The sequence below is a fragment of the Empedobacter tilapiae genome (assembly GCF_004785645.1).
GTDB lineage: Bacteria > Bacteroidota > Bacteroidia > Flavobacteriales > Weeksellaceae > Empedobacter > Empedobacter tilapiae.
The window spans coordinates 281,814-303,462 of record NZ_SRPE01000006.1; the positions used below are offsets into that span (position 1 = coordinate 281,814).

The following is a 21,649-nucleotide window of genomic DNA, read 5'->3' on the forward strand; positions in this document are numbered from 1 at the left end:
TTACTAATTGTTGTTTTTTTAAAAAAAACTATATTTTAGCTGAATAAACAATTTAAATTACAGTAATATGAAAAAATCATTTAGTTTACTACTTGTAGGAGCTCTATCATTAAATTTTTTTAGTTGTAAAGATGATGATGATTCAGGAAAATCTTTAGATGAAAAAATCGTAGGAGTATGGAAACTTGAAAAAACTCTTTATCAAGAAATAGGAGAAGCGGATGAAGTAGAATACCCTGATGATTGTGAAAAGAAGTCTACAACAACTTTCAACAAAGACAAAACTTATAAAAATGATGAGTATTATAACGATAATAATAGTAATCAATGTATGAACGATGTTTATGGTGGAGTTTATAAGATTGAAAATGGAAACTTACATGTTCTAGATGATGAAACTATATTCAAAATACAAGAAATTACATCTAACAAAATGGTTTTAGTTCTTGAAGAAGATACAAATTCAGATGGAAAAATTGATTATAAAGTTATTGCGACTTTTATAAAATAAATAAAAAGCTCGAGAATTCCTCGAGCTTTTTTATTCTTCAATATATTCTAATGGAATTTTCCATAATTCATTTTTATACTTTTCTCGAAAAAAATCTAAATGTCCAATCTTAGTTAATCCATATTCCCTAGGAATAATATTTAATCGTTTCTTTTTTGCATTTTTCAATACTATTTTTGCAAATAAATCAACTGACTTTGGAGTTGCCATAAAATCGTCATCTAAACTAATAATTAAAATAGGTTTTGTAATTTCATCATACAAATTCTGCGTTTCTTCAGCGTAACCTAAAATAGATTGTTCTTTTGTAATTAATTTTTTCCAATCGCTTGCAATTCCACGCGGAATAGGTTCACCCATTCCAACTTTTTGGGAAGGAAAAAATCCATAGATTGATGATAAAACAGGTATAGCAATTCTAAAAAAGAAATTTACTTTTGGTTTATCTTTTTGATGAAAATTCTTGATATAACCAAATTGAGATCCAATAGTAATAATTTTGTCATACGCTCTATAAGCTCGTGTTAGACCAATCATAATTCCTCCAATACTATGACCAATTAGATATTTTTCATGGCTAGGATAAAATTCTTCAATGTATTGTGTTAAACTTAAAAAATCCTTATCAGCCCAATCTATGAAATGCGCATGGAAATCTTTCATTTTATCAGGTTTTGATTCTCCAATTCCGCGATAGTCATATGTGAAAATTAAATAACCTTTGTTGGCTAAATAAGTTGCATATTTTGCATAAAAAGTTTGTTTAACGCCAATTGCAGATGAGATAACAATGATTTTATTAGTTGCATTATTTTCTCCAAAAGAGGTTACGGCAATTGGATATTTGTCGGAAGTTTCTAATATGAATTCTTTCATTCTTTTTATTTGATAAGATAAAAATATACCTTTACAAGGTAAATCAATCTTATGAAAAAAATTATTTTAATTCTATTAATATTATTCTCTTCAAAAATGTTTTCTCAACAATTAAATCCTGATAATGTGATTGGTTTTTGGAAATTACAAGAATCTGGCTTTTATGAAAATGGCAAAAAAGTGTCTAAAGAATTTGATGATTGTCGGTTAATGAGAAATTATACAATTTGGGATAATGGATATTCTATTTATAATTATGTAGAAGGAAGTAATGGTAATTGTTTTCCTAGTGAGCCTCGATTAACACTCTGGCGAATTGTTGATAATAGAATTCAATTTTACATTGATGATTATATTTTTGAAGATAGAATTGTGAAAATTAATCAAGATAAAACGATAACTTTTGAAACATATATTGATAAAAAAATTGTAGATTCAGATAAGGAATTCGAGAAAATAGCAAACACAATCAGTTATGATATTTTACGTAAACAATAAATAAAGAAAATAAGTTTTCAGGTTTATTTTTTATATTCACTTTACATCATTCAAAATCTTTATTTTTACCAGATAATTATTGAACCGAATGAAAAATATATTCAGCCTATTTTTAGCATCAATTTTATTACTTTCTGTTTTTTCTTGTAAAGAAGACGATTCATTGGCAATTTCTCAAGATCAATTATTACGTGGGAATAAATGGCAATTGAAACAGACTATAAAAGTTTCAGGGAATAAGAATATTGTAGATAAGCTATTGGCTTGTGAAAGACAATCTACATTAGATTTTAGAGATGTAGAAAAATATTATGCAGTATCATATAAAACGTTAGAAGGGAAATGTGTAGAGGAACAAGAAGAAGGGAATTATGTTTATGTAACTTCCAAAGATAAAAGAACTTTGACTATGACTCCTGTTAATGGAGATGTTAAAGAATATTATATGTATGAGATTAATCCAAAATCGTTAATAATTCAAAAGGAATTTATGGAAAACGATTCTGTAAAATATATGAGATATGTATATCAATCTATGCAATAAAAAAATGCTCGAATTTTCGAGCATTTTTTTATTCGAACATTTTTCGTGTAATAAAATCTTTATCTAAGCTCCAAGCGCGTGCAGGAGAATATTCTCTTCCATAATAAATGATTTGAATATGCAACTTGTTCCACAACTGTTTTGGAAAGATTTTTTTTGCATCTTTTTCAGTTTCCTCAACATTTTTACCTTTTGTCAATTTCCATAATTTCATCAAACGATGAATATGTGTGTCTACTGGGAATGCAGGATGACCAAACCATTGCGACATCACAACTGAAGCTGTTTTGTGTCCAACACCAGGTAATTCTTCTAATTCTTCAAAACTTTCAGGAACTTCGCCATTATGTTTTTCAAGTAATATTTCTGATAATCGTTTGATGTTTTTGGCTTTTGTGTTTGATAAGCCAATTTCGCGGATATAATATTTTATTTCATCTACTTCTAATAAGGACATTGCTTTTGCATTAGAAGCTTTTGCAAATAATTCGGGTGTTACTTGATTCACTTTTTTATCTGTTGTTTGAGCAGATAATAAAACAGCGATCAATAATGTAAAAGCATCTTGATGGTCTAATGGTATAGGTGGAACTGGATATAATTTTTCCAATTCATCAATCACAAATAGGATACGCTCTTTCTTTAACATCATAAGTTCTGGAACTTTTTGTGTAAAAATAAGCAAACATATTTTAATATCTTGATTGGATTGTTTATAACATAAGATATAGAGAATAAGAACTTACTCTAAATTTTTAAAACTTTAATTTATTTAATTCGAATAATCTTGTAACATCAAAATATAATTCAACTTCTTTATTTTCTTTAGTTTTTCCTTTCAATATATCATAAGATCTTCCTTTATCATGTGTTAAAGCTTGATTTTCTATATCAACTCCAAAAAGATGCATTAAGTTATATTCATTTCTTGTATTAATAACATCTATTGCAGTTCCTTTTGTAAATCCGTCACCAGTTATCAATAAAGTATCGATTAACTTGTAAAATATATGAAGTAATGATTTTATTTTTTCTTCATTTTCTTCAAAAGAATAGATAATTGCCAAAGTTTCTATATTTCTTAAATCTGTAAAAGGTTTTGTTTTATAGATATCTGTATAAAATTTTTTCAAAATTTGAACTTCTTCAGAAGTTGGTACATTTGTATTTTCCTCTATTTTTTCAACAATTTTATTTTTTTCAATAAAATCGTAAGGATCATAATTGGGTTGCAATGTACTTCCGTAGTATAAATGATACATGTGTTCTATTGTTAATGTTGTATCTATTTTTTGAAATCGATCCATCAAAGTTGAGTAGTAATATTCAGAATTTTTATTTTTGATTTCTTTTTCTATAGCTTTATAATCAACTTTTCGAAATTCAGTTTCTTGGGCAATTATAAAAGAATACAATAAAAAGAATGATGTAGCTAGAAATGTTTTCATAAGTTTAGTTTTCCATAAAGATAACTTTTAAAAAAAAAATTTAGTAGAAAATTTAAGCGACTCATTTTGTCGTTATGTAGTGTTACATTTGTATTATAAATAAAAGATTAATTAATTAAATCAGTAATGATTCAAGATTTAATCATTATTTTTACGAGAAGTTCTAAAGATAAATCAAGATGTTAAAAATAGGAGATAAAGTTCCAGATTTTAAAGGAATTGATCAAGATGGAAACGAAGTTTCGTACCAAGATTTTGCAGGAAAAAAATTAGTCGTTTTCTTTTATCCAAAAGCAAGTACACCAGGTTGTACAGCCGAAGCATGTGATTTGCGCGATAACGAAAATGCGTTAAACGCACAAGGTTATCATTTGGTTGGAGTAAGCGCAGATTCTGTGAAAAGACAAAAGAATTTTGCCGAGAAAAACAATTTACCTTTTCCTTTGCTTGCAGACGAAAGTCATGATATTTTGAATGCTTTTGGAGTTTGGGGACCAAAGAAATTTATGGGACGCGAATTTGATGGAATTCATCGTACAACTTTCATTATTGATGAAAAAGGAATAATTACAGATGTAATTGAAAAAGTGAAAACAAAAGAACACGCAAAACAAATTTTAGAAAAATAAAAAATAATATAATGAGCGATTTAGACAATAAAAAGAAAGCGTTACAGCTAATCTTAGATAAGATGGACAAAGCTTACGGAAAAGGAACTGTAATGCGTATGGGAGATTCTGCTGTTGATGATAAAATAGAAGTAATTCCTTCAGGGTCATTAGGATTAGATTTAGCGTTAGGTGTAGGAGGTTATCCTCGTGGACGTGTCATCGAAATCTACGGACCAGAATCATCAGGTAAAACGACTTTAACACTACATGCAATTGCAGAAGCTCAGAAAGCTGGTGGTATTGCCGCTTTTATTGATGCAGAGCATGCATTTGATCGTTTTTATGCAGCAAAATTAGGTATTGATGTTGAAAACTTGATTATTTCTCAACCAGATAATGGTGAACAAGCTTTAGAAATTGCAGATAATTTAATTCGTTCAGGTGCGATAGATATTATCGTAATTGACTCTGTTGCTGCGCTTACACCAAAAGCGGAAATCGAAGGCGAAATGGGGGATTCTCGTATGGGATTACAAGCTCGTTTGATGTCTCAAGCTTTACGTAAGTTGACAGGAACAATCAATAAAACGAAATGTACAGCGATTTTTATTAACCAATTACGTGAAAAAATTGGGGTTATGTTCGGTAATCCAGAAACAACAACTGGAGGTAACGCATTGAAGTTTTATGCTTCTGTTCGTATTGATATTCGTCGTTCAACTCAAATTAAAAATGGAGATGAGGTAATCGGAAATCATTCGAAAGTAAAAGTGGTTAAAAATAAAGTTGCTCCTCCATTCCGTCAAGCAGAATTTGATATTATGTATGGTGAAGGAATTTCTAAAGTTGGAGAAGTTTTGGATATGGGCGTTGAGAAAGGCATTGTAAACAAATCTGGTTCTTGGTATTCGTACAACGATAGCAAATTAGGGCAAGGTCGCGATGCTGTAAAAGAAGTATTGAAAGATAATCCTGAATTAGCAGAAGAAATTGAAGCTAAAATTGTCGCATTAATCAAAGGTGAACCAGTAGATGGAAAACCTTCTGTTGATAATCCAGCTGACGAAGCAGAATTATTTGCTGAAGATTAATTCGAAAGAATTTTTATATAATGATTTTTAAGCTCTGAGTTTACTCAGAGCTTTTTTTATTATCTTTAAAAGACATTAATATTTATGTATGAGAAAATTATTTTTATTTGGTTGTATTTTATGCTTTTTTTAATTCTTGTTACTCACCAAAATATGCATTAACAGATGTATTATTGAATCCTGAAAAGAAATCAATTCAACTTGACAAAACTTTTTTATTGGTTAAAAATAATTTTCCATTTAATGCTGTAAAATTTAATGAAAAGGTTGATAATGATTTCAAATCTCTTTTTGGTTCTCAGTTATATCTTCAACAAAATTTTATAGATTTTGATGTGAATGATTTTAAATATCAATTAACAAAAGATGAATTAATTTTAATAAAAGATCAGACAAATAAAGATTATTTATTACTGTTGAAAACATTATTAAAGCCTGCTTATAAAAATGGTAAAAAAGATAATTCAATGAACAATAATCAGATGAAAAGAGAGTATCATATTATTCTTGAAGTTTATGATTTACAAAATTTGGAAAAGATTTATGCGAAAGAATCAGGATCAATTTTAGAGTTTAAACATGAAGGAGTTTCGGCTTCTACTACTTCAGATGTTCAATTGGAAAAGACTTTTCAGCTTTTATTTAATGATTTTAAAAATTTTATTAATAAATAACGAGATAATTAAAATAAAAAACCACTTCTGCAGAAGTGGTTTGTCATGTTGAATTTATTTAAACATTGCATATTATTTATGATGAGAATCTGAAAAGAATTCAGATTTACATACTATATAGTTTACTCCAAAATATATTTCAATTTATAGCCAAACATTCCACGATCTTTGATCATGTCTGCAACACCTTCTGGACATTCGTTTTCCCAATCTTGTTCGGCATTGGCAATTTTTTCTAAAATTCGACGCGAATAAGAATCTAAATAACCTCTGTTGTAATTCAAAATATCTTGAATTCTTCCGTTATACAAGAAATATTTGTACAATTCGTGCACGCTATCACTTACTTGTAGATTTTTCGACGTCAACAAAATATCTTTTTCTTTGTCTAAATATGGATATAAGTAAACTTTTACATTTTTCTTGAATAATTTTCCGAAAGCTTCCATAATTCCGCCAGGTAAATCGGCATAATATTGCTCATTGAAAATTTCGAGTAAATTATTAACACCCATTGCTAAACCGACTTTGGTTTGATTTCGAGTGAATTTTGAGAAATAATCAACCAATTTATAATATTCAGAAAAGTTAGAAATGATAACATTGTAACCTAAACTGCCAATAATATCAGCCCTATCTAAAAAATCTCGTTCATTTAATTCTCCTTCAAAACCAGAAGCAATCAAGTTAGAAAGTGTAATCTCAAATAAAATTTCGGTATTATCTGTTCTAACATCATCTTCTTGTTTGAAAATTTCTAAACCACCTTTGAACATATCCATATTTACATTCATAAAAGGACGGAAAGAACCACGAACAGCGAAGATATTTTTCTTGTATAATAAATCGGCAGGTAAAATATTTTTTCCTTGCGGATTGAAAACCGCAACGTCAGTCATTCCATTTTTAACTAATTGAAGCGACATTAAACGATTATCAACATATTTGAATTGTGGTCCACGGAAATTAATCATATCAATTTCTAATTGATCTTTATCTAATGTATCATACAAAGATTTAATTAATTTTCGAGGATTGTCGTGGTAATAATAAGCACCATAAATCAAATTAACACCTAATACACCTAACGTTTCTTGTTGTAATTGTGCTGTATTTTCTTTGAATTTTACATGAAAAATAATCTCATTGGCTTTTTCATCTTCAGCATTTAATTTAAAACGTAAGCCAATCCAACCTTGACCTTCATTTTTCTTCGAATAATCAATTGTTGTAACAGTGTTTGCATACGTAAAAAATGCTTTTTCTTTATAGTGATCGTGGATTAGACGTTCTTTCATCAATTCCATCTCATGATCCAGCATCTTTTTAAGGCGAGCTTGTGTCACATAACGACGATTTTCTTCTACACCATATATCGAATCGGACATTTCTTTGTCATAAGCACTCATAGCCTTTGCAACAGTACCCGAAGCAGCACCTGCACGGTAAAAAAAGCGAACGGTTTCTTGACCTGCTCCAATTTCTGCAAAAGAACCATATATTTTCGGATTCAAATTGATTTCTAAAGCTTTTTGTTTAGGAGTAAGAACTTGTTCTAATGCCATATTTTAATTTCAAATAGTTTGTGGTAAATTTACCAAATCATTATGGCTAAATCAAATATAAAAATACATTTTTTGGGAACAGGGACATCGCAAGGAATTCCTATTATAGGAAGTAATCATCCTGTGTGTTTATCAACTAATCAAAAAGATAAGCGTTTGCGCTCTTCTTTATTATTGGAAAAAGATGGTAAGATTATAACAATTGATAGCGGGCCAGATTTTAGACAACAAATGTTGCGTTATAATGCGCAAAGATTAGATGGAATATTATATACACATGAACATAATGATCATGTAATGGGGTTGGATGATATTCGTCCGTTGGTTTTCAAATCTGGAGAAGATATGAATATTTATGGCTTGAAACGCGTATTGGATGAATTACATAATCGATTTCCTTATATGTTTGCTGAACATAAATATCCTGGAGTGCCAACGGTAATAGAAAATGTTATAGAAGAAGAAAAATTTTCAGTAGCTGGATTTACGATTGAACCGATTAAAGTTTTGCACGGATCTTTGCCTATTTTGGGATATTTGATTGATGATAAAATTGCTTATTTAACAGATGTAAAAACGATTCCAACAGAATCTCTAGAGAAATTACGTGGAATAGAAGTTTTAATCATTAGTGCGCTGCGAGTAGAACAAGAACATTTTTCGCATATATTATTAGATGAAGCAATAAGATACTCGGATTTAATAGAAGCGAAGGAAACTTATTTTACGCATATTTCGCATCATTTGGGCTTTCATGATATTGTAGAAAAGCAATTACCAAAAGGTAAATATTTGGCTTACGATATGTTAGAAATAATTCTTTAAAAAGTTTAAAAAATAGTTGGAAAAATAAATAAACTAACACTATATTTGCAGTCCATAAAGGCTCGGATGGCGGAATTGGTAGACGCGCACGACTCAAACTCGTGTTCCTTTGGAGTGTGGGTTCGATTCCCACTCCGAGTACTTAAAAAACCCTAACTTTAATTAGTTAGGGTTTTTTTATTCGTTTTTGACAACGAATTTAAACAAGTTGAAATATTACGAATAATTAAGAATTGATTTGATTAAAAAATATTATCCAATTGAATACAATAACATAAAGGAACTTTTTTTTAGAAAAGAAAATGTTTTTTTAGCTTATAAATCTATAAATGATTCTGAAACAGATTTTATTATCTATTTTTAAATCTGATAATGAGAAAGATGGTGATTAATCTATTTATGAATAAAATTGTTTTTTTTTGACTATACACACTAAATTTGAATATGAAATATTACATACTAATTATTTTTTCTCTGTTTAAGTTAAATGCACAAAAAAAATTAAATATAGATAATGTTGAAATAAATATCACGAATAATAGTAGAGTATACAATTTACTAATAGAAAAACAAGAGGGGAATTTAAATGACACTATCTATTTAGTAAAAAGCACAACATATAAATTTATTAACAAAAAGAAAGTTATAAACAAAAATTCCAGAATACTTAATAACAAAGACTTTCCGAAAATTCAAAATATTTTATTAAATCTAGACAATAGTGCTTTTTCTAAAAAGAGTGAAATTTGCTTAGATGGTATCTCAATTTTTGTTGTTTTTTCAGATAATTCTTTAAACAATGCGATTGAACAAAGATTTTTATGTGTAGATTCTAAAGATGAAATTTTTAAATCTATTTTAAAAATATATAACTTTTTACCTTTTAAAGAAAAACTTCTTTAAAAAGTAAAAAAAGTTATTGACATTTATTGTCAAATTTTGGAGCGTTGCCTTTACTACTACCTAATCCCAAATTATTTTTTCTTTATCATATCTAAATAAAGATATGCCTAATTGATCATAGAATTTTGCTAATAGATTAATCATAAAAGATTCTGTTTCATTGTGATGTATAGATTGTGCGTTCTTCCAGTCAGCATCATATTGTATATACAATTTATTCCAAAAAGAGTTAAGTTCTCTTTTAGTCATTGTATTTAATGTAAATTTAGAAATATCTGTTATGTTTAAAGAATATATACCTTCAGAACCAATAACAATTCCATATGTATTATCATATTTTATATCAACATTATTTGAATGTCTAATTCTATAAATCAACTTTTGTCCAGGTTTTGTTGTTTCTAATTTGAACCTTCCGATTGCTATCATAATGAATTAATTTTATGTATGTATTGATAGATATGAAATCAAAAGAATTACCATATTTACTATCATGGTTTTAATTTCATAGTCATTCATGACAAATCAATAACTCCTTTGTGACAAAGGTTTGTAGAGGAATATTTTTTCAGTGACATTTTAATCAGAACCTCTAATTTTCTTAAAGAATGTTCCTACTCCGAGTACTAAAAAAAAAGCTCGAAACATTAGTTTCGAGCTTTTTTTATTTACATTCTCCTCTATGTATAATTTTTATTTCAAATTTACGACCTCTATCATCTATTAAAGTAGTTTCATTATCGTAAAACTCGGGAAGTTTGTAGTGAGAACGATCTAGCCAACCTCCGCTTGGCCAATTAATTTTTTGAAGATAATTATTTTTTGTAGTGATAGTTAGTTTATATGTTTTAATTTTTTCTTTTGTCTCTACGCGTACTTTTGCACAATACATTCCATCATGAAGTTGATCATTTAAATTATGAGAGTCTGAAGTTGATGAACACCCAAAAATTAAAATAAAACAAAAAAGTAAACACGTTATTTTCATAAATCTTCTATTTAATCTTGACTTAACAATCAGATAATATTCAATTAAGCTACTCAAAAAAATATTGAAGTAAGTTTGCAGTAACAAAATCCTCATGTGTTAATTTATATCATTTCTCAAAATTACTTCTCTTTGTGGGAAGTTTTTTTGTTTTTATAAATATAATTCTAGTTCTGAAAAAAAATGAAGATTTCCTAGTAGTAAATATTTTTTAATGTCAGTTATTTTGAAATGTAAAAAAAGCCCCTATATAGAGGCTTTTAATTGTTTATAAAGAATTTGTTACATTTTTATTTGTAATAATATATGGTTTTGAACAGTTTGAAGAACCAGTTGTGACAGTAATTGTACTTATAGCAGATCTGTATTCTTCATCTCCTAATGCTTGACCATTTACACTCATATTTGGTTTGTTTTTTATAGTGTAGTGCATATTAAAGGTGTTATTTAATGCAGCACCGCTAGAGATAGGAGTAAAAACAATATATGCATTTTGTGGAGAAAGATTAATTCCGTTCTCTTGGTAAATATATTGGAAAGTTCCAACTCCTGGAATCGTGTATAAATACTGATTAGGTGTTACCTTTTCGTACTCTCCAGTTGAATTCATAGTCATAAAAGAAAATGAGGAAGTGTCAATATAATCTATACTTGGGGTTGAAACAGTATGAGTCATTTCTTTTAAATCGGTAGCAGATGTTGTTGGTGTTCCTTCATATCTTTCAATATATTCATCATTATTATAAGCAGTATCATTTGTTAAAGGATGTCCTATAATAGTTGGGAAATTATTGCAGATATTACTATATGCATCATTCATTGCATTAGGGGAATAAGGTAATGCAATATTTACGTTTCGAACCAATTGATTTTGATAATATAAACCTGTTGATCCAGTAATAGCCATTTTTAGAGTATTTGGAGCTTTTCCACTAAAACTTAATGTACTAAATCCAGATGCTTGAGTAGAGTTAGATGAATTAGGATCATAATAGTTTCTAATAGCTCGACTAGCTACATTTTTTGCACTTATTCTGAATTGTTCATTTTTTACAATTGTATTTCTACCAGTATTAGTTTCTATAAGAACATCCACAAAATAAGATTCTATAACTTCATTGATAGTTACTCTATCTGAATTATAATACTCTCTTTTACCTTTTCTGAACTGTAAATAGGCCTTACGGTAACCTGCATTTTTGATATCTTCAGTATACACACCACTTCTGATATTAAAAGGATTAAAACTAGAAATCTTTCTAGTTCCATGTCCTCCGTTATCATTAGCAGATAAAGACGCTCCGTTTGTAACACCATTTGTTGTTCCATCACTAGCAACTTGTGTGTTTACAGTGTATAGTAAAGGATAACCTCGTGAGTTATCAGAATTTGTTGAATTTTGAATCCACTTAGGATTATTAGAACTTCCTCTAATAGTAAAATAACTTGCTTTGTTCCTATTGGATGAATCTCCTTGATATGTTAGCTCAGGAAAACTTGATGAACCAGATTGTGGATTAATACCATCATACACATTAGATCCACTTACATTATAAACTCCATTTCTCCATTCATTTCCTTCTCTTCTAACTCTGTGAAAATTCCCAAAACTATCAAAACCAAAAGCTAAATACCCATTGGTAAAACCTGAAGTACTACTACTAGTCGTTGAGCCTTTAGAATAAGTATAACCTAATCCTGCTCCTTTAGCACCCATTGAAGGATTAGTTGTAGTTCCATCATAAAGAACTAATGCAATACCATCTGCTTGGTTACTTCCTCCCCATTGAAAATATTCGAAATCGATATTAAAACCTCTGTTTGTGTTAAAGTTGATTCCGTTTAATTCAATTCCGCTAAACTTGTCCTTTTCTGCAGGAGTTAATAGTACTCCTTTTGTTTGGGTTCCATTAACATTAGCATTTACAGATACTCCTGTACTTCCATTAATTAAATTATAACTTGCACTAGTTTGAAGTGAGTTACTATAAGGAAACGTTTGCGCATCTAATTGCGAACAAATTCCTGTCAATATTGTTAATGTTAGTAAGTTCTTTTTCATATTATTTTAGTTTTTAGGTACAAAAACAATATTCATAAAAGTTTTGTCTGTTGCAGCGCCATTAACTTTATAACTTAATACTCCGCTTGAATTGATAGATACTTCATAAAAAACAGATTTATCATATCCAGTAATGACATAATCAAAATCTGCAGAAGAGTTGTAGATAGGAATTGTAGTTATTGTTCCTGTAGGACCATAATTTACATTTGATTCAGATCCTGTATTTGTAAACTGTTTTTTGTAATTCTCATATACATTATATGTTCTTGCAGTAGTAGTATATGATGTATCCAATACCATACTTGGCGCATAAAACCATTTTAATTGAGAAGGAGTATTACTTGCTGCTTTTACAGAATACCAAGCTCCGCCAGAATAAATAAATTCTTGGGCTGTTTTTGAAGGGATTTTAAATGAATTGTAAGAGCCTTCAAAATTCGTATCATTATATATAACAATACGTTGTCCGTTTTGTATAACACCTCCTACTGGAGCGGTTGTAGAAAATACAATTGAAAAATTGGCAGTACCTCCTGTGATTTTGTAAAAAGCATTTTTGATATCCAAAGTTGCAGTAGAACCTGTTATAGCAACAGAAGATTCTCTTGTAGCGAAGCTACCATTAACATCTAAAGTGGTTTTAGGATTGTTTGTATCAATTCCTACCTGTGCTATAGAAAACACAGAAGCACTTAATAAAAGTGTAGAAAATAAGGTCTTTTTCATAATTAATATTTAGATTGTAATATCTATGTAATTGATTTTTTATAGATATATAGTTGATATAGTAAATTTTAAAAGTTTAAAAATTTACTAATCTTTGTTTCTAAGAAAGTGAATTAATTTAGGCATTATTGGTTGGTTTTAGTATTAGGTTCGACAAAAGTAAATAAAATATTTAAACAAGTTAACTGATTATTAAATATTTAACATTTAATAATCAGTTAATGATTAATTATTAATAGATCTATATAAATAATACCAAGCTAATAGCCATGATAAACATTCCTAATACAACGCCGTAAGTAGATAATTTTTTTCCTGCATATTCTTGTGCAGTCGGAATTAATTCATTGATAGAAATATAGACCATCATTCCTGCAACGCTCGCGAAAATTGCTCCGAAAATTGATTCATCAAAAAATTGTAAGAGAATGAAATAGCCAATTAATGCACCGATAGGTTCTGTCAATCCTGATAAAAAAGAGTACAGAAATGCTTTTTTTCTATTTTTAGTTGCATAGTATATTGGGATAGCAACAGCAATTCCTTCGGGAATATTATGAATTGCTATAGCTGAAGCAATAGAAATTCCGTAAGTTGGATTTTCTAATGCTGATAAAAAGGTTGCTAATCCTTCAGGAAAATTATGAATCGATAAAGCCAAAGCAGAAAAAATACCTAAACGCAATAATTTCTGATCGTTTGTTTCTGTTTTATTTTCTTCACAATGATGATGAGGTAATATTTTATCGATTAAAATAATGATTAAAATTCCAGCAAAAAATCCCAATAAAGTATATGTAGAACCTATTTTTTCTCCAAAAACACTTGATAATGATAATTTAGCTTTTGTTAAAATTTCTACAAAAGATACATAAAGCATTACTCCTGCTGAAATTCCTAACATGATACCTAAGAATTTTGGATTGAATTTTTTATAAAGCAAACACAAAAGACTTCCTATTCCAGTACTGATTCCGGCAAGGAAAGTTAAACTAAAAGCAAATATCAAGGGGTTTGAAAACATTAATTTAATAAATAAGTTAGATTAATCTAACAAATGTAAACTTTTCTTTACTTTGAATCAAAATAAATTAAATATTTTCAATGTAATTTATCAGTTGTTGTAAATTATGAAAAGGATAAACTTATTTTTGTTCTATTAGTTTTTATTGAAATGGAACTTTTAGACGAAAATATTCAAAGCGATGTGTATCGCTCAACTTTAGAAATGATTGCCCAATTAGGGCTATCTAGCTATTCAACTACGATAATTACCACCATTTTATTATCGATAGCACTTGTAATTATTTTATATGTAATAGACTTTTTATTACGAAAAGTTCTGTTATTAGTTTTAACAAACGCTATTCAGAAAAGTAAAACCAAGATTGATGATTTGTTAATCAAGAATAGGGTTTTGCAATTTGCAACACATATTGTTCCAGTAATTGTAGCAAAAGAAGCAATTCCTCTTATCTTCAAAGGATTCCCAAATTGGATAAAAATTGCGATGCAAATTACAGATGTTGCATTGGTAATTGCGGTTGGGTTGTTGTTTAATGCAATTTTTAAATCGTTCAGGGATTTTCTTCGAGGTAATAAATCTTTTTCGGATAAACCAATTGATAGTTATCTGCAAGTGATGAATATTTTAGTTTTCTTTGTTTGCGGAATCCTAATTTTCTCGATTGCGACAGGGAAATCGCCTATTACCTTTTTGGTTTCTTTGGGAGCGGCTTCAGCAGTTTTGATGTTGGTTTTCAAAGATTCTATTTTAGGTTTTGTGGCGAGTATTCAGGTTTCTATGAATGATATGGTGCGCGTTGGTGATTGGATTGAAATGACAAAATATGGTGCAGACGGAACAGTTATTGAAATTAATTTAGGAACAGTAAAAGTTCAGAATTTTGATAAAACAATTACAACAATTCCGACGTATGCATTGGTTTCAGATTCGTTTCGTAATTATCGCGGTATGCAAAATGCTGGTGGACGACGAATAAAACGTTCGATAAATATTAAAATGAATTCGATTCGATTTTTGACGGAAGATGAAATTGAAGAATTGAAAAAAATTCGAATGTTACATGATTTTATTGTGGATAGAACAAACGAAATCAATCAATATAATGTCTCGAATAAAGTTGATCCAACAATTTTAGCAAATGGAAGACGGATGACGAATATTGGTCTTTTTCGACAATATATAAAGACATATACCTATAATAGTCCAAAAATTAGAACAGATTTGATGTTTGAGGTTCGACAACTTCAACCAACTGAACACGGTTTGCCAATTGAGTTATTTATGTTTACGAATACCACGGTTTGGAACGAATATGAAGTGATTATGGCTGATATTTTCGATCATATTATTGCAGTTGTTCCATATTTCCATTTAGAAATTTTCGAGTCGCCTTCTTCGGATGATATGCGTGTCATTGCAGAAGCATTGAGAAGAAATAATTAACAAAGAAGCTGAACATTATTGTTCAGCTTCTTTGTTTTCGCTCGGTTTTTCCATCAAATTAACCATCAAATTTTTTAGTTTTTGATACATAAAAGAAGTTAATAAGATTAAAATTCCTAAAACAATAAAAGATATTATTCTGAAAATATTGCTCATTTCCCAAACATCAACAAAATATAATTTTAGAATAATCAATCCAAATAATATAATTCCAACAATAGGAAAACCTTTCAGTTGTTTTCTCAATCCGAAATAAATCAATACAAATCCTAAAACTGCCCAAATAATTGGCAATAATATCATTCGGAAAATATCGGCTTGATGCGAAAAATTAGATGAAGTTTCATCAAGTGTTATTAACATAAAACCATTGTATTTCTCGAAACTAATCACATAAACCAATACAAGCATGCTGATGATTTGTTTTGCTTTGGAGCTTTGGAAATCGCTACTTTTTACAACTAAATAAATAATGTAAGCTGTCGGAATGAGATAACTCAAATAAAGAAAATAACTACCGATGTTGTAATTTATTTTGCTTGGTAACAACGGAATTTCAGCAAACATTGGTAAAAATAGAATGCAGAAAGCTGCAGAAATTTGTAAAATAAGTTGCAAAGCATTTCCTAAGTTTAGTTTTTCGCGCAGCGCTAAAACAAATGCAATAAAGAATAATGTATAAATCAATACATAACTTACAATCATCATAAAGTTGAAATAAGGTTCGATTTGGTAAATTAATTCGAACAAAATTCCTGTGTACATCAATAAAAGAGATGTTGAGATGAAAATAAATTTGGAATGATTGAGCTTAAAACCTAAAAATTGTTCTTCGGTTTCGAAATCTTTCATCAAATATATATTCGCAATAGAACAAATTAATGCAATAAAACTTGTGATGAAAACATGATTGAAAATTACGGCTAAATGTTTTTCAGTATCGATATAATCAAACCAATTGACGCATAAAGCAATCAATAAAAAAGGGAACATCGCAATGAAAAAGACTTTGAAAATATTTTCTTTACTTTTTTTCCAAAGAAATAGTAATAAAGTTGATTCAATCGCGAAACAAATCGAAACGACATTTGCTTTAAATTGTAGTGCAATTGCAGTTGTGATAAGCGCAATACTCAAACCGATTAAGGTATTTTGTAATAAATTATTTTTAGATGTTTTGTAGATGTAAAATGCACCGAAAGCATTTATCAATCCAAATAAGAAAGCCATCAAACCATTGTTATTTCCAACAATAAAATAATAAACTGAAGAAATTAAAATGGTTGATAAAATGGTATTGAAAATTAGTAAAAGGCAATTCCAAACCGAAAATTCTCCTTTTTTAAAATAATTCAACAAACTTGTTACCGTAAAAATAACGTAAAGCAAGCCAAAGAAAAGATATTGCGTTGAGGTTTTGGAATCGTCAACCCACGCAATACTATATATAAAGGTAAAAGCAAACGCGATAAATGAAATGATTTGCCAGTTTTTTCTCCAAGCCATGTACAGCATACTCAAGTTCAAAATCGTCAAATAACCAAATAGAAATACAAAATTGCTTTCGCCAGTACTAATCATTAATGGAGCTGTAAAACCACCAATAATCGAGAAAATGGCTAAAACTTGTCGATTATATAACATTGCCATCACAATAGAAAAAATCGTTACAATTGTTAATAATCCAAAAGTGGTATTCTGAGAAAATAAATGATATTCTCGGAAGGCGATGGTTAAGGTGAAATATAAAACGGTTAATCCGCCACCGATTAAAATGGAAGAAAAGATTTCAAAATTTTTCCGAATAAAATGAGCAATTCCAATAATCCCTAAACCAACTCCAATTCCAATCATCACGCGAAAAGTTTCGTTGATCCAATTTTGATCAATTGCATATTTTACGAAGTAAGCAATTCCTAGAACTAAGGTTACAATTCCGAAAATCGTCAAGAAATTGTCTTTGATAAATGCAATTGCGTTGTTGAGATTTTTATCAAAACTGCTTTCAGTTGTTTGTCTTGGTGGAATTTCGTCAAAAATACGTTTTGGCGTTTCGACTTTATGATAGGAAACAACTTCTGGTTGAGGTTCAATCTTTTTCTCTTCAACTATTTTAGGTTGCGGAATAATTGGTTTTGATTCAGTTTTAATTTCTTTCGTATCCAATTGCTCTTGCAAATGTTTTAGCTTAGTTTCTTGATAATCAATTTGTTTTTTTAGTTTCGAAACTTTATTAAACAAAATCACAATCAATACGAATATAATAATGGCAATAAAAAATTCCATAAAGTGTTTTTTAGGTAAATTGAAGTTAAGCTTTTTTTTCAGAAAGCCTAAAATTTTGTTTTGCATATACCAAAATCATTCTGTTTTCGTTATTCTACAAAATCTTTATTTTTGCTAAATGTTTAAAAAGCTAAGTACATTATTGTTTATCGCGCTATCGAATTTGATTTTTGCGCAAGATGGAACGCGTGTTTACGAGTTTTTGAACATTACAACTTCTCCACGTCAAGCGGCTTTGGGAGGAAATGCAGCAACTTCTTGGGATGCTGATCCCAATTCTTCTTTATGGAATCCTGCCTTGATGAACCGAGAAATGCATGGTCAATTCGGAATCAATTACGTCAATTATATTGCGGATGTTGATTTTGGAACATTTTCGACGGTTTATGAAATCGATAAAGAAAATTTTGTTTCTGTTCATGGTCAATATGTTGATTACGGAAAATTAATTGGAACTGACGAAAATGGAAATGTAACAGGGAATTTCAAAGCAAATGATGCAGCGATTACAGTTGGTTATGCACGTGTTTTAGGCGATTACTGGACAATTGGAGCAAATTTAAAATACATTAATTCTACAATAGAATCATATAAATCCTCGGCAATTGCGGGAGATGTAGGTCTTTCGTATCACGATTTCGATAAAAATATCAATGTTTCGCTAGTTGTGCGTAATATTGGAAGGCAAATTCAAACGTATAATGGTAAAAAAGAAGACATGCCAACGCAAGTTAACTTGGGTATTTCGCATCGATTGGAGCATGTTCCGTTAGAATTTACGTTTTCTTTGCACGATTTGCAGAAGTTTGATATTTCTCAACCTTATAATAAGAACGGACAAGAAGTTTCTGCTGGAAGAAAAATGATTGATCATATTTCGGTTGGTGCAGAATTATTTCCAGAATCAGATTTTAATATGCGTTTAGGATATAATTTTAAACGTGGAAATGAATTATCTGCAGATGGAATTCGCTCTTTATCTGGTTTAACGTATGGTTTTGGAATCCGTGTAAATGCTTTTCGATTCGAATTTAGTCATGCGAATTATCACAAATCTGGAGGTTCTAATCACTTTGGTTTGATTCTTAATTTAGATCGTATTATTCAAGGTCGAGATTATTGGAGAAGTAATCCTTGGTTATAAAACTTTTCAAACAACTATAAAATCTTATCTTTGTCTTCAATTTCTATTTAGATGAAAGAAAATTTAATTATTGCAATCGACGGATATTCTTCTACTGGAAAAAGTTCGATGTCAAAAATTATTGCAAAAAATCTTGGTTATACACATATTGATAGTGGTGCAATGTATCGCGCTGTAACTTTGTATGCGTTTCAACATCAGTATATTGTCGATAATAAAATTGATGAGCAAGCATTAATAACCAATTTATCTGACATCAAGATAGAATTTAAACAAGATCTTACGACTCAAAAGAATCTTACCTTTTTGAATGGAGAAAATGTAGAAGCTGATATTCGTACGATGAAAGTTTCTAAAATGGTGAGTCCAATTTCTGAGATTCCTGCTGTTCGTGATTATTGTGTAGCGCTTCAACAGCAAATGGGAGAAAAAGGAGGTATCGTGATGGATGGTCGCGATATTGGAACAACAGTTTTTCCACATGCAGATATCAAAATTTTTGTCACAGCTTCACCAGAGGTTCGTGCACAACGTCGCTTTTTAGAATATCAACAACAAGGTAAAGATATTCCTTTGGTTGAGGTGTTGAAAAATGTGAACGAAAGAGATTATATCGATTCTCATCGTACATATTCTCCGCTTCGTAAAGCTGATGACGCAATAGAAGTCGATAATTCGAACATGAATTTAGAAGAAACGGTAAATAAAGTGATGGAGATTATTAATTCTAAAAAATAGAATCCTCTGTTGCAGTTGTAAATTCTTCTAGAAATTTCATTCCTCGATACGAGTTTCCTTTTAAGTTTAATTTAGGGCTCCAAAGAGAAACTATGTAATATTTCGGCATAATAGCAACAATTCCTCCGCCAACACCACTTTTTCCAGGTAATCCAACACGAAAAGCAAATTCACCAGATTCATCATAGAAACCACAAGTTTGCATGATAGCGTTGATTCTTTTTGTTTGACTAATGTTTAAAACTTGATAATCATCAAACAAGTTTTTTCCTTTATTAGCCAAAAAAGAAAAAGTTTTACTCAATTCCATACACGACATTTCAATCGAGCAGATATAAACATACAAATCTAGAACATCGTCAGGAGAATTATGAATGTTGCCCAACGATTTGATAAAATTTGTCAAAGCTGCATTACGGTAAGCGGTAGAAAATTCACTTTTTGCAATTTTATCAGAATATTGAATAGAATAATTACCAGAAACCTTCTTGATAAAATCTAAAAAATATGCTTTCGGATCATCACAAATATCAATTAAGATGTCGCAAACCACTAAAGCGCCTGAATTAATAAATGGATTTCTAGGAATTCCTTTATCAGTTTCTAATTGCAATAATGAATTAAAAGACGTTCCCGAAGGTTCTACGTCAACTCTTTCCCAAATTTTCTCGCCAATATCTCTATAAACTAAAGCTAAAAGTAACACTTTTGAGATACTTTGAATCGAGAATTTTTCTTCACAATCACCAAATCCAAACTGAAGTTGATCCGTAAACAATAAAGAAACTCCAAATTTTTCGCCATCTATTTTGGATAATTCTGGGATATAGTTCGCTGTTTCACCTAAATTCTCTTCTTTAATTACTTTTAGGTAAATCTTATTTATTATCTCAAAATATTCTTTTTCTTTAGAAATCATCACAAGCATATATATTATGTATGCAAATAAATCTATTTTTTTCTTTATAGAATATATGTTGACTTTTATTTTCAATAAATCTCCCGATTTCTGGATGAATCTTATATTATATACTTAATAATTGATTCCACTTTGGCTACAACTCTTCTTTATTTTACAACCACAAAGTATCCATTTACTAGATTGAACAGGTGTTTTCGTATGGAAAATTTAGCTATTTGATAAAACTTTCAAAAAATATTTTACGTTGTACCAATCACTTAAGGAAATAATGTAAAATAAATGTAAAGTTGTTTTGGAAGTTCGGAAAAATGGTTTGTATATTTGCAACCTCAATACGAAAGACGAGTAGTATTGTAATTGACATAAGGGCTTATATAGCGAAAAAAATTATTTAAAAATAAATTTGCGAGTTTAGAAATAAGTATTACCTTTGCAAACCGATTCCGAGAGGGGTTTGGGAGTGAAAGTAAGATTGGCTTATTGAAATAAAGACTTAAAAATTTTCGAAATAAAATTTGTCAGTTAAAAAATAAGTATTACCTTTGCAACCGCAAATACCGAGAGGTATTGCTAAGATGAGAAGTTCATTTGAAATTATAAAATAAACAGAAGAAACAAATAGCCGAATAATAACGAAGTCAATCCTTGAATAATGGAGCTATAGGAAATTCGAAGTTGTAAAAAACAGAAGCTCTTGCTTCACACGAAATTATTTACAATGGAGAGTTTGATCCTGGCTCAGGATGAACGCTAGCGGGAGGCCT

22 protein-coding genes and 1 tRNA gene are annotated in these 21,649 nt (G+C 29.6%); 12 read left to right on the plus strand and 11 right to left on the minus strand.

The genetic code is table 11. From position 1 onward, the window contains the following. Positions 1-67: 67 nt before the first annotated feature. Positions 68-511: a lipocalin-like domain-containing protein gene (locus E4J94_RS10410; protein ID WP_135835734.1), complete on the plus strand. Its 444-nt coding sequence runs from the start codon at positions 68-70 to the stop codon at positions 509-511. Between the two features lie 30 nt (positions 512-541). Here E4J94_RS10410 and E4J94_RS10415 read toward each other — a convergent pair whose 3' ends face one another. Next, positions 542-1,387 carry an alpha/beta hydrolase family protein gene (locus tag E4J94_RS10415; RefSeq protein WP_135835735.1) on the minus strand — a complete coding sequence of 282 codons (846 nt, stop codon included), beginning with the start codon at positions 1,385-1,387 and terminating at the stop codon, positions 542-544. A 51-nt stretch (positions 1,388-1,438) separates the two neighbouring features. On the opposite strand from E4J94_RS10415, the gene E4J94_RS10420 reads away from it, so the two are divergent. Both E4J94_RS10420 and E4J94_RS10425 read left to right on the plus strand, forming a co-directional pair. After that, the gene (locus E4J94_RS10420; protein WP_135835736.1) at positions 1,439-1,885 is read left to right on the plus strand and encodes a lipocalin-like domain-containing protein; all 447 of its coding nucleotides are present in this window, start codon (positions 1,439-1,441) and stop codon (positions 1,883-1,885) included. A gap of 88 nt (positions 1,886-1,973) precedes the next feature. Next, positions 1,974-2,429 (plus strand): lipocalin-like domain-containing protein, encoded by a 456-nt coding sequence (locus tag E4J94_RS10425; protein WP_135835737.1) that lies wholly within the window; start codon positions 1,974-1,976, stop codon positions 2,427-2,429. Between the two features lie 28 nt (positions 2,430-2,457). On the opposite strand, the gene nth is transcribed toward E4J94_RS10425, so the two are convergent. Next, positions 2,458-3,078 (minus strand): endonuclease III, encoded by a 621-nt coding sequence (gene nth, locus E4J94_RS10430; protein WP_135835766.1) that lies wholly within the window; start codon positions 3,076-3,078, stop codon positions 2,458-2,460. A gap of 106 nt (positions 3,079-3,184) precedes the next feature. Next, positions 3,185-3,877, minus strand: a complete 693-nt coding sequence (locus E4J94_RS10435) for a DUF4919 domain-containing protein (protein ID WP_135835738.1) — start codon at positions 3,875-3,877, stop codon at positions 3,185-3,187. Between the two features lie 173 nt (positions 3,878-4,050). On the opposite strand from E4J94_RS10435, the gene bcp reads away from it, so the two are divergent. The 3 genes from bcp (at position 4,051) to E4J94_RS10450 (ending at position 6,253) form a co-directional block, all read left to right on the plus strand. Then, positions 4,051-4,506, plus strand: a complete 456-nt coding sequence (bcp, locus tag E4J94_RS10440) for a thioredoxin-dependent thiol peroxidase (protein ID WP_135835739.1) — start codon at positions 4,051-4,053, stop codon at positions 4,504-4,506. 11 nt (positions 4,507-4,517) lie between these two features. Next, positions 4,518-5,579, plus strand: coding sequence for a recombinase RecA (gene recA, locus E4J94_RS10445; protein WP_135835740.1), 1,062 nt, complete (start codon positions 4,518-4,520; stop codon positions 5,577-5,579). Positions 5,580-5,686: 107 nt separating this feature from the next. Next, positions 5,687-6,253: a hypothetical protein gene (locus E4J94_RS10450; protein WP_135835741.1), complete on the plus strand. Its 567-nt coding sequence runs from the start codon at positions 5,687-5,689 to the stop codon at positions 6,251-6,253. Between the two features lie 122 nt (positions 6,254-6,375). Here the strand turns inward: E4J94_RS10450 and E4J94_RS10455 are convergent, their stop codons facing one another. Then, complete coding sequence (locus E4J94_RS10455) at positions 6,376-7,818, minus strand: TonB-dependent receptor (protein WP_135835742.1); 1,443 nt, start codon at positions 7,816-7,818, stop codon at positions 6,376-6,378. Positions 7,819-7,860: 42 nt separating this feature from the next. Here E4J94_RS10455 and E4J94_RS10460 point away from each other — a divergent pair, with 42 nt between their 5' ends. From E4J94_RS10460 to E4J94_RS10470, 3 genes are all read left to right on the plus strand, one after another. Further along, the gene (locus E4J94_RS10460; RefSeq protein WP_135835743.1) at positions 7,861-8,643 is read left to right on the plus strand and encodes an MBL fold metallo-hydrolase; all 783 of its coding nucleotides are present in this window, start codon (positions 7,861-7,863) and stop codon (positions 8,641-8,643) included. Between the two features lie 60 nt (positions 8,644-8,703). Next, positions 8,704-8,784: transfer RNA gene (locus tag E4J94_RS10465), tRNA-Leu, on the plus strand. 303 nt (positions 8,785-9,087) lie between these two features. After that, positions 9,088-9,546, plus strand: coding sequence for a hypothetical protein (locus E4J94_RS10470; RefSeq protein ID WP_135835744.1), 459 nt, complete (start codon positions 9,088-9,090; stop codon positions 9,544-9,546). 60 nt (positions 9,547-9,606) lie between these two features. Here the strand turns inward: E4J94_RS10470 and E4J94_RS10475 are convergent, their stop codons facing one another. From E4J94_RS10475 to zupT, 5 genes are all read right to left on the minus strand, one after another. Continuing rightward, on the minus strand, positions 9,607-9,975 hold the full coding sequence (locus tag E4J94_RS10475) for a hypothetical protein (protein ID WP_135835745.1): 369 nt from the start codon (positions 9,973-9,975) through the stop codon (positions 9,607-9,609). A gap of 235 nt (positions 9,976-10,210) precedes the next feature. Continuing rightward, entirely contained in the window at positions 10,211-10,534 is a 324-nt protein-coding gene (locus E4J94_RS10480) for a hypothetical protein (RefSeq protein WP_135835746.1), read from the minus strand. 268 nt (positions 10,535-10,802) lie between these two features. Then, positions 10,803-12,596, minus strand: coding sequence for an L-type lectin family protein (locus E4J94_RS10485; RefSeq protein ID WP_135835747.1), 1,794 nt, complete (start codon positions 12,594-12,596; stop codon positions 10,803-10,805). A gap of 6 nt (positions 12,597-12,602) precedes the next feature. Next, positions 12,603-13,325, minus strand: a complete 723-nt coding sequence (locus E4J94_RS10490; RefSeq protein WP_135835748.1) for a hypothetical protein — start codon at positions 13,323-13,325, stop codon at positions 12,603-12,605. Between the two features lie 241 nt (positions 13,326-13,566). Then, a complete protein-coding gene (gene zupT / locus E4J94_RS10495; protein ID WP_135835749.1) occupies positions 13,567-14,349 on the minus strand; it encodes a zinc transporter ZupT in 783 nt (260 codons plus the stop codon). Positions 14,350-14,499: 150 nt separating this feature from the next. Here zupT and E4J94_RS10500 point away from each other — a divergent pair, with 150 nt between their 5' ends. Next, the gene (locus tag E4J94_RS10500; RefSeq protein WP_135835750.1) at positions 14,500-15,795 is read left to right on the plus strand and encodes a mechanosensitive ion channel family protein; all 1,296 of its coding nucleotides are present in this window, start codon (positions 14,500-14,502) and stop codon (positions 15,793-15,795) included. Between the two features lie 15 nt (positions 15,796-15,810). Here the strand turns inward: E4J94_RS10500 and E4J94_RS10505 are convergent, their stop codons facing one another. After that, a complete protein-coding gene (locus tag E4J94_RS10505) occupies positions 15,811-18,081 on the minus strand; it encodes a DUF2339 domain-containing protein (protein WP_168801857.1) in 2,271 nt (756 codons plus the stop codon). A 118-nt stretch (positions 18,082-18,199) separates the two neighbouring features. Between E4J94_RS10505 and porQ the strand changes: the two genes are divergently transcribed. Together porQ and cmk are read left to right on the plus strand one after the other, a co-directional pair. Beyond that, positions 18,200-19,225, plus strand: a complete 1,026-nt coding sequence (gene porQ / locus E4J94_RS10510) for a type IX secretion system protein PorQ (protein ID WP_135835752.1) — start codon at positions 18,200-18,202, stop codon at positions 19,223-19,225. Positions 19,226-19,276: 51 nt separating this feature from the next. Further along, positions 19,277-19,963: a (d)CMP kinase gene (cmk, locus tag E4J94_RS10515; RefSeq protein ID WP_135835753.1), complete on the plus strand. Its 687-nt coding sequence runs from the start codon at positions 19,277-19,279 to the stop codon at positions 19,961-19,963. Here cmk and E4J94_RS10520 read toward each other — a convergent pair. Then, on the minus strand, positions 19,953-20,882 hold the full coding sequence (locus E4J94_RS10520; protein ID WP_135835767.1) for a glutaminase: 930 nt from the start codon (positions 20,880-20,882) through the stop codon (positions 19,953-19,955). The genes cmk and E4J94_RS10520 overlap by 11 nt on opposite strands. Between the last annotated feature and the right edge of the window lie 767 nt (positions 20,883-21,649).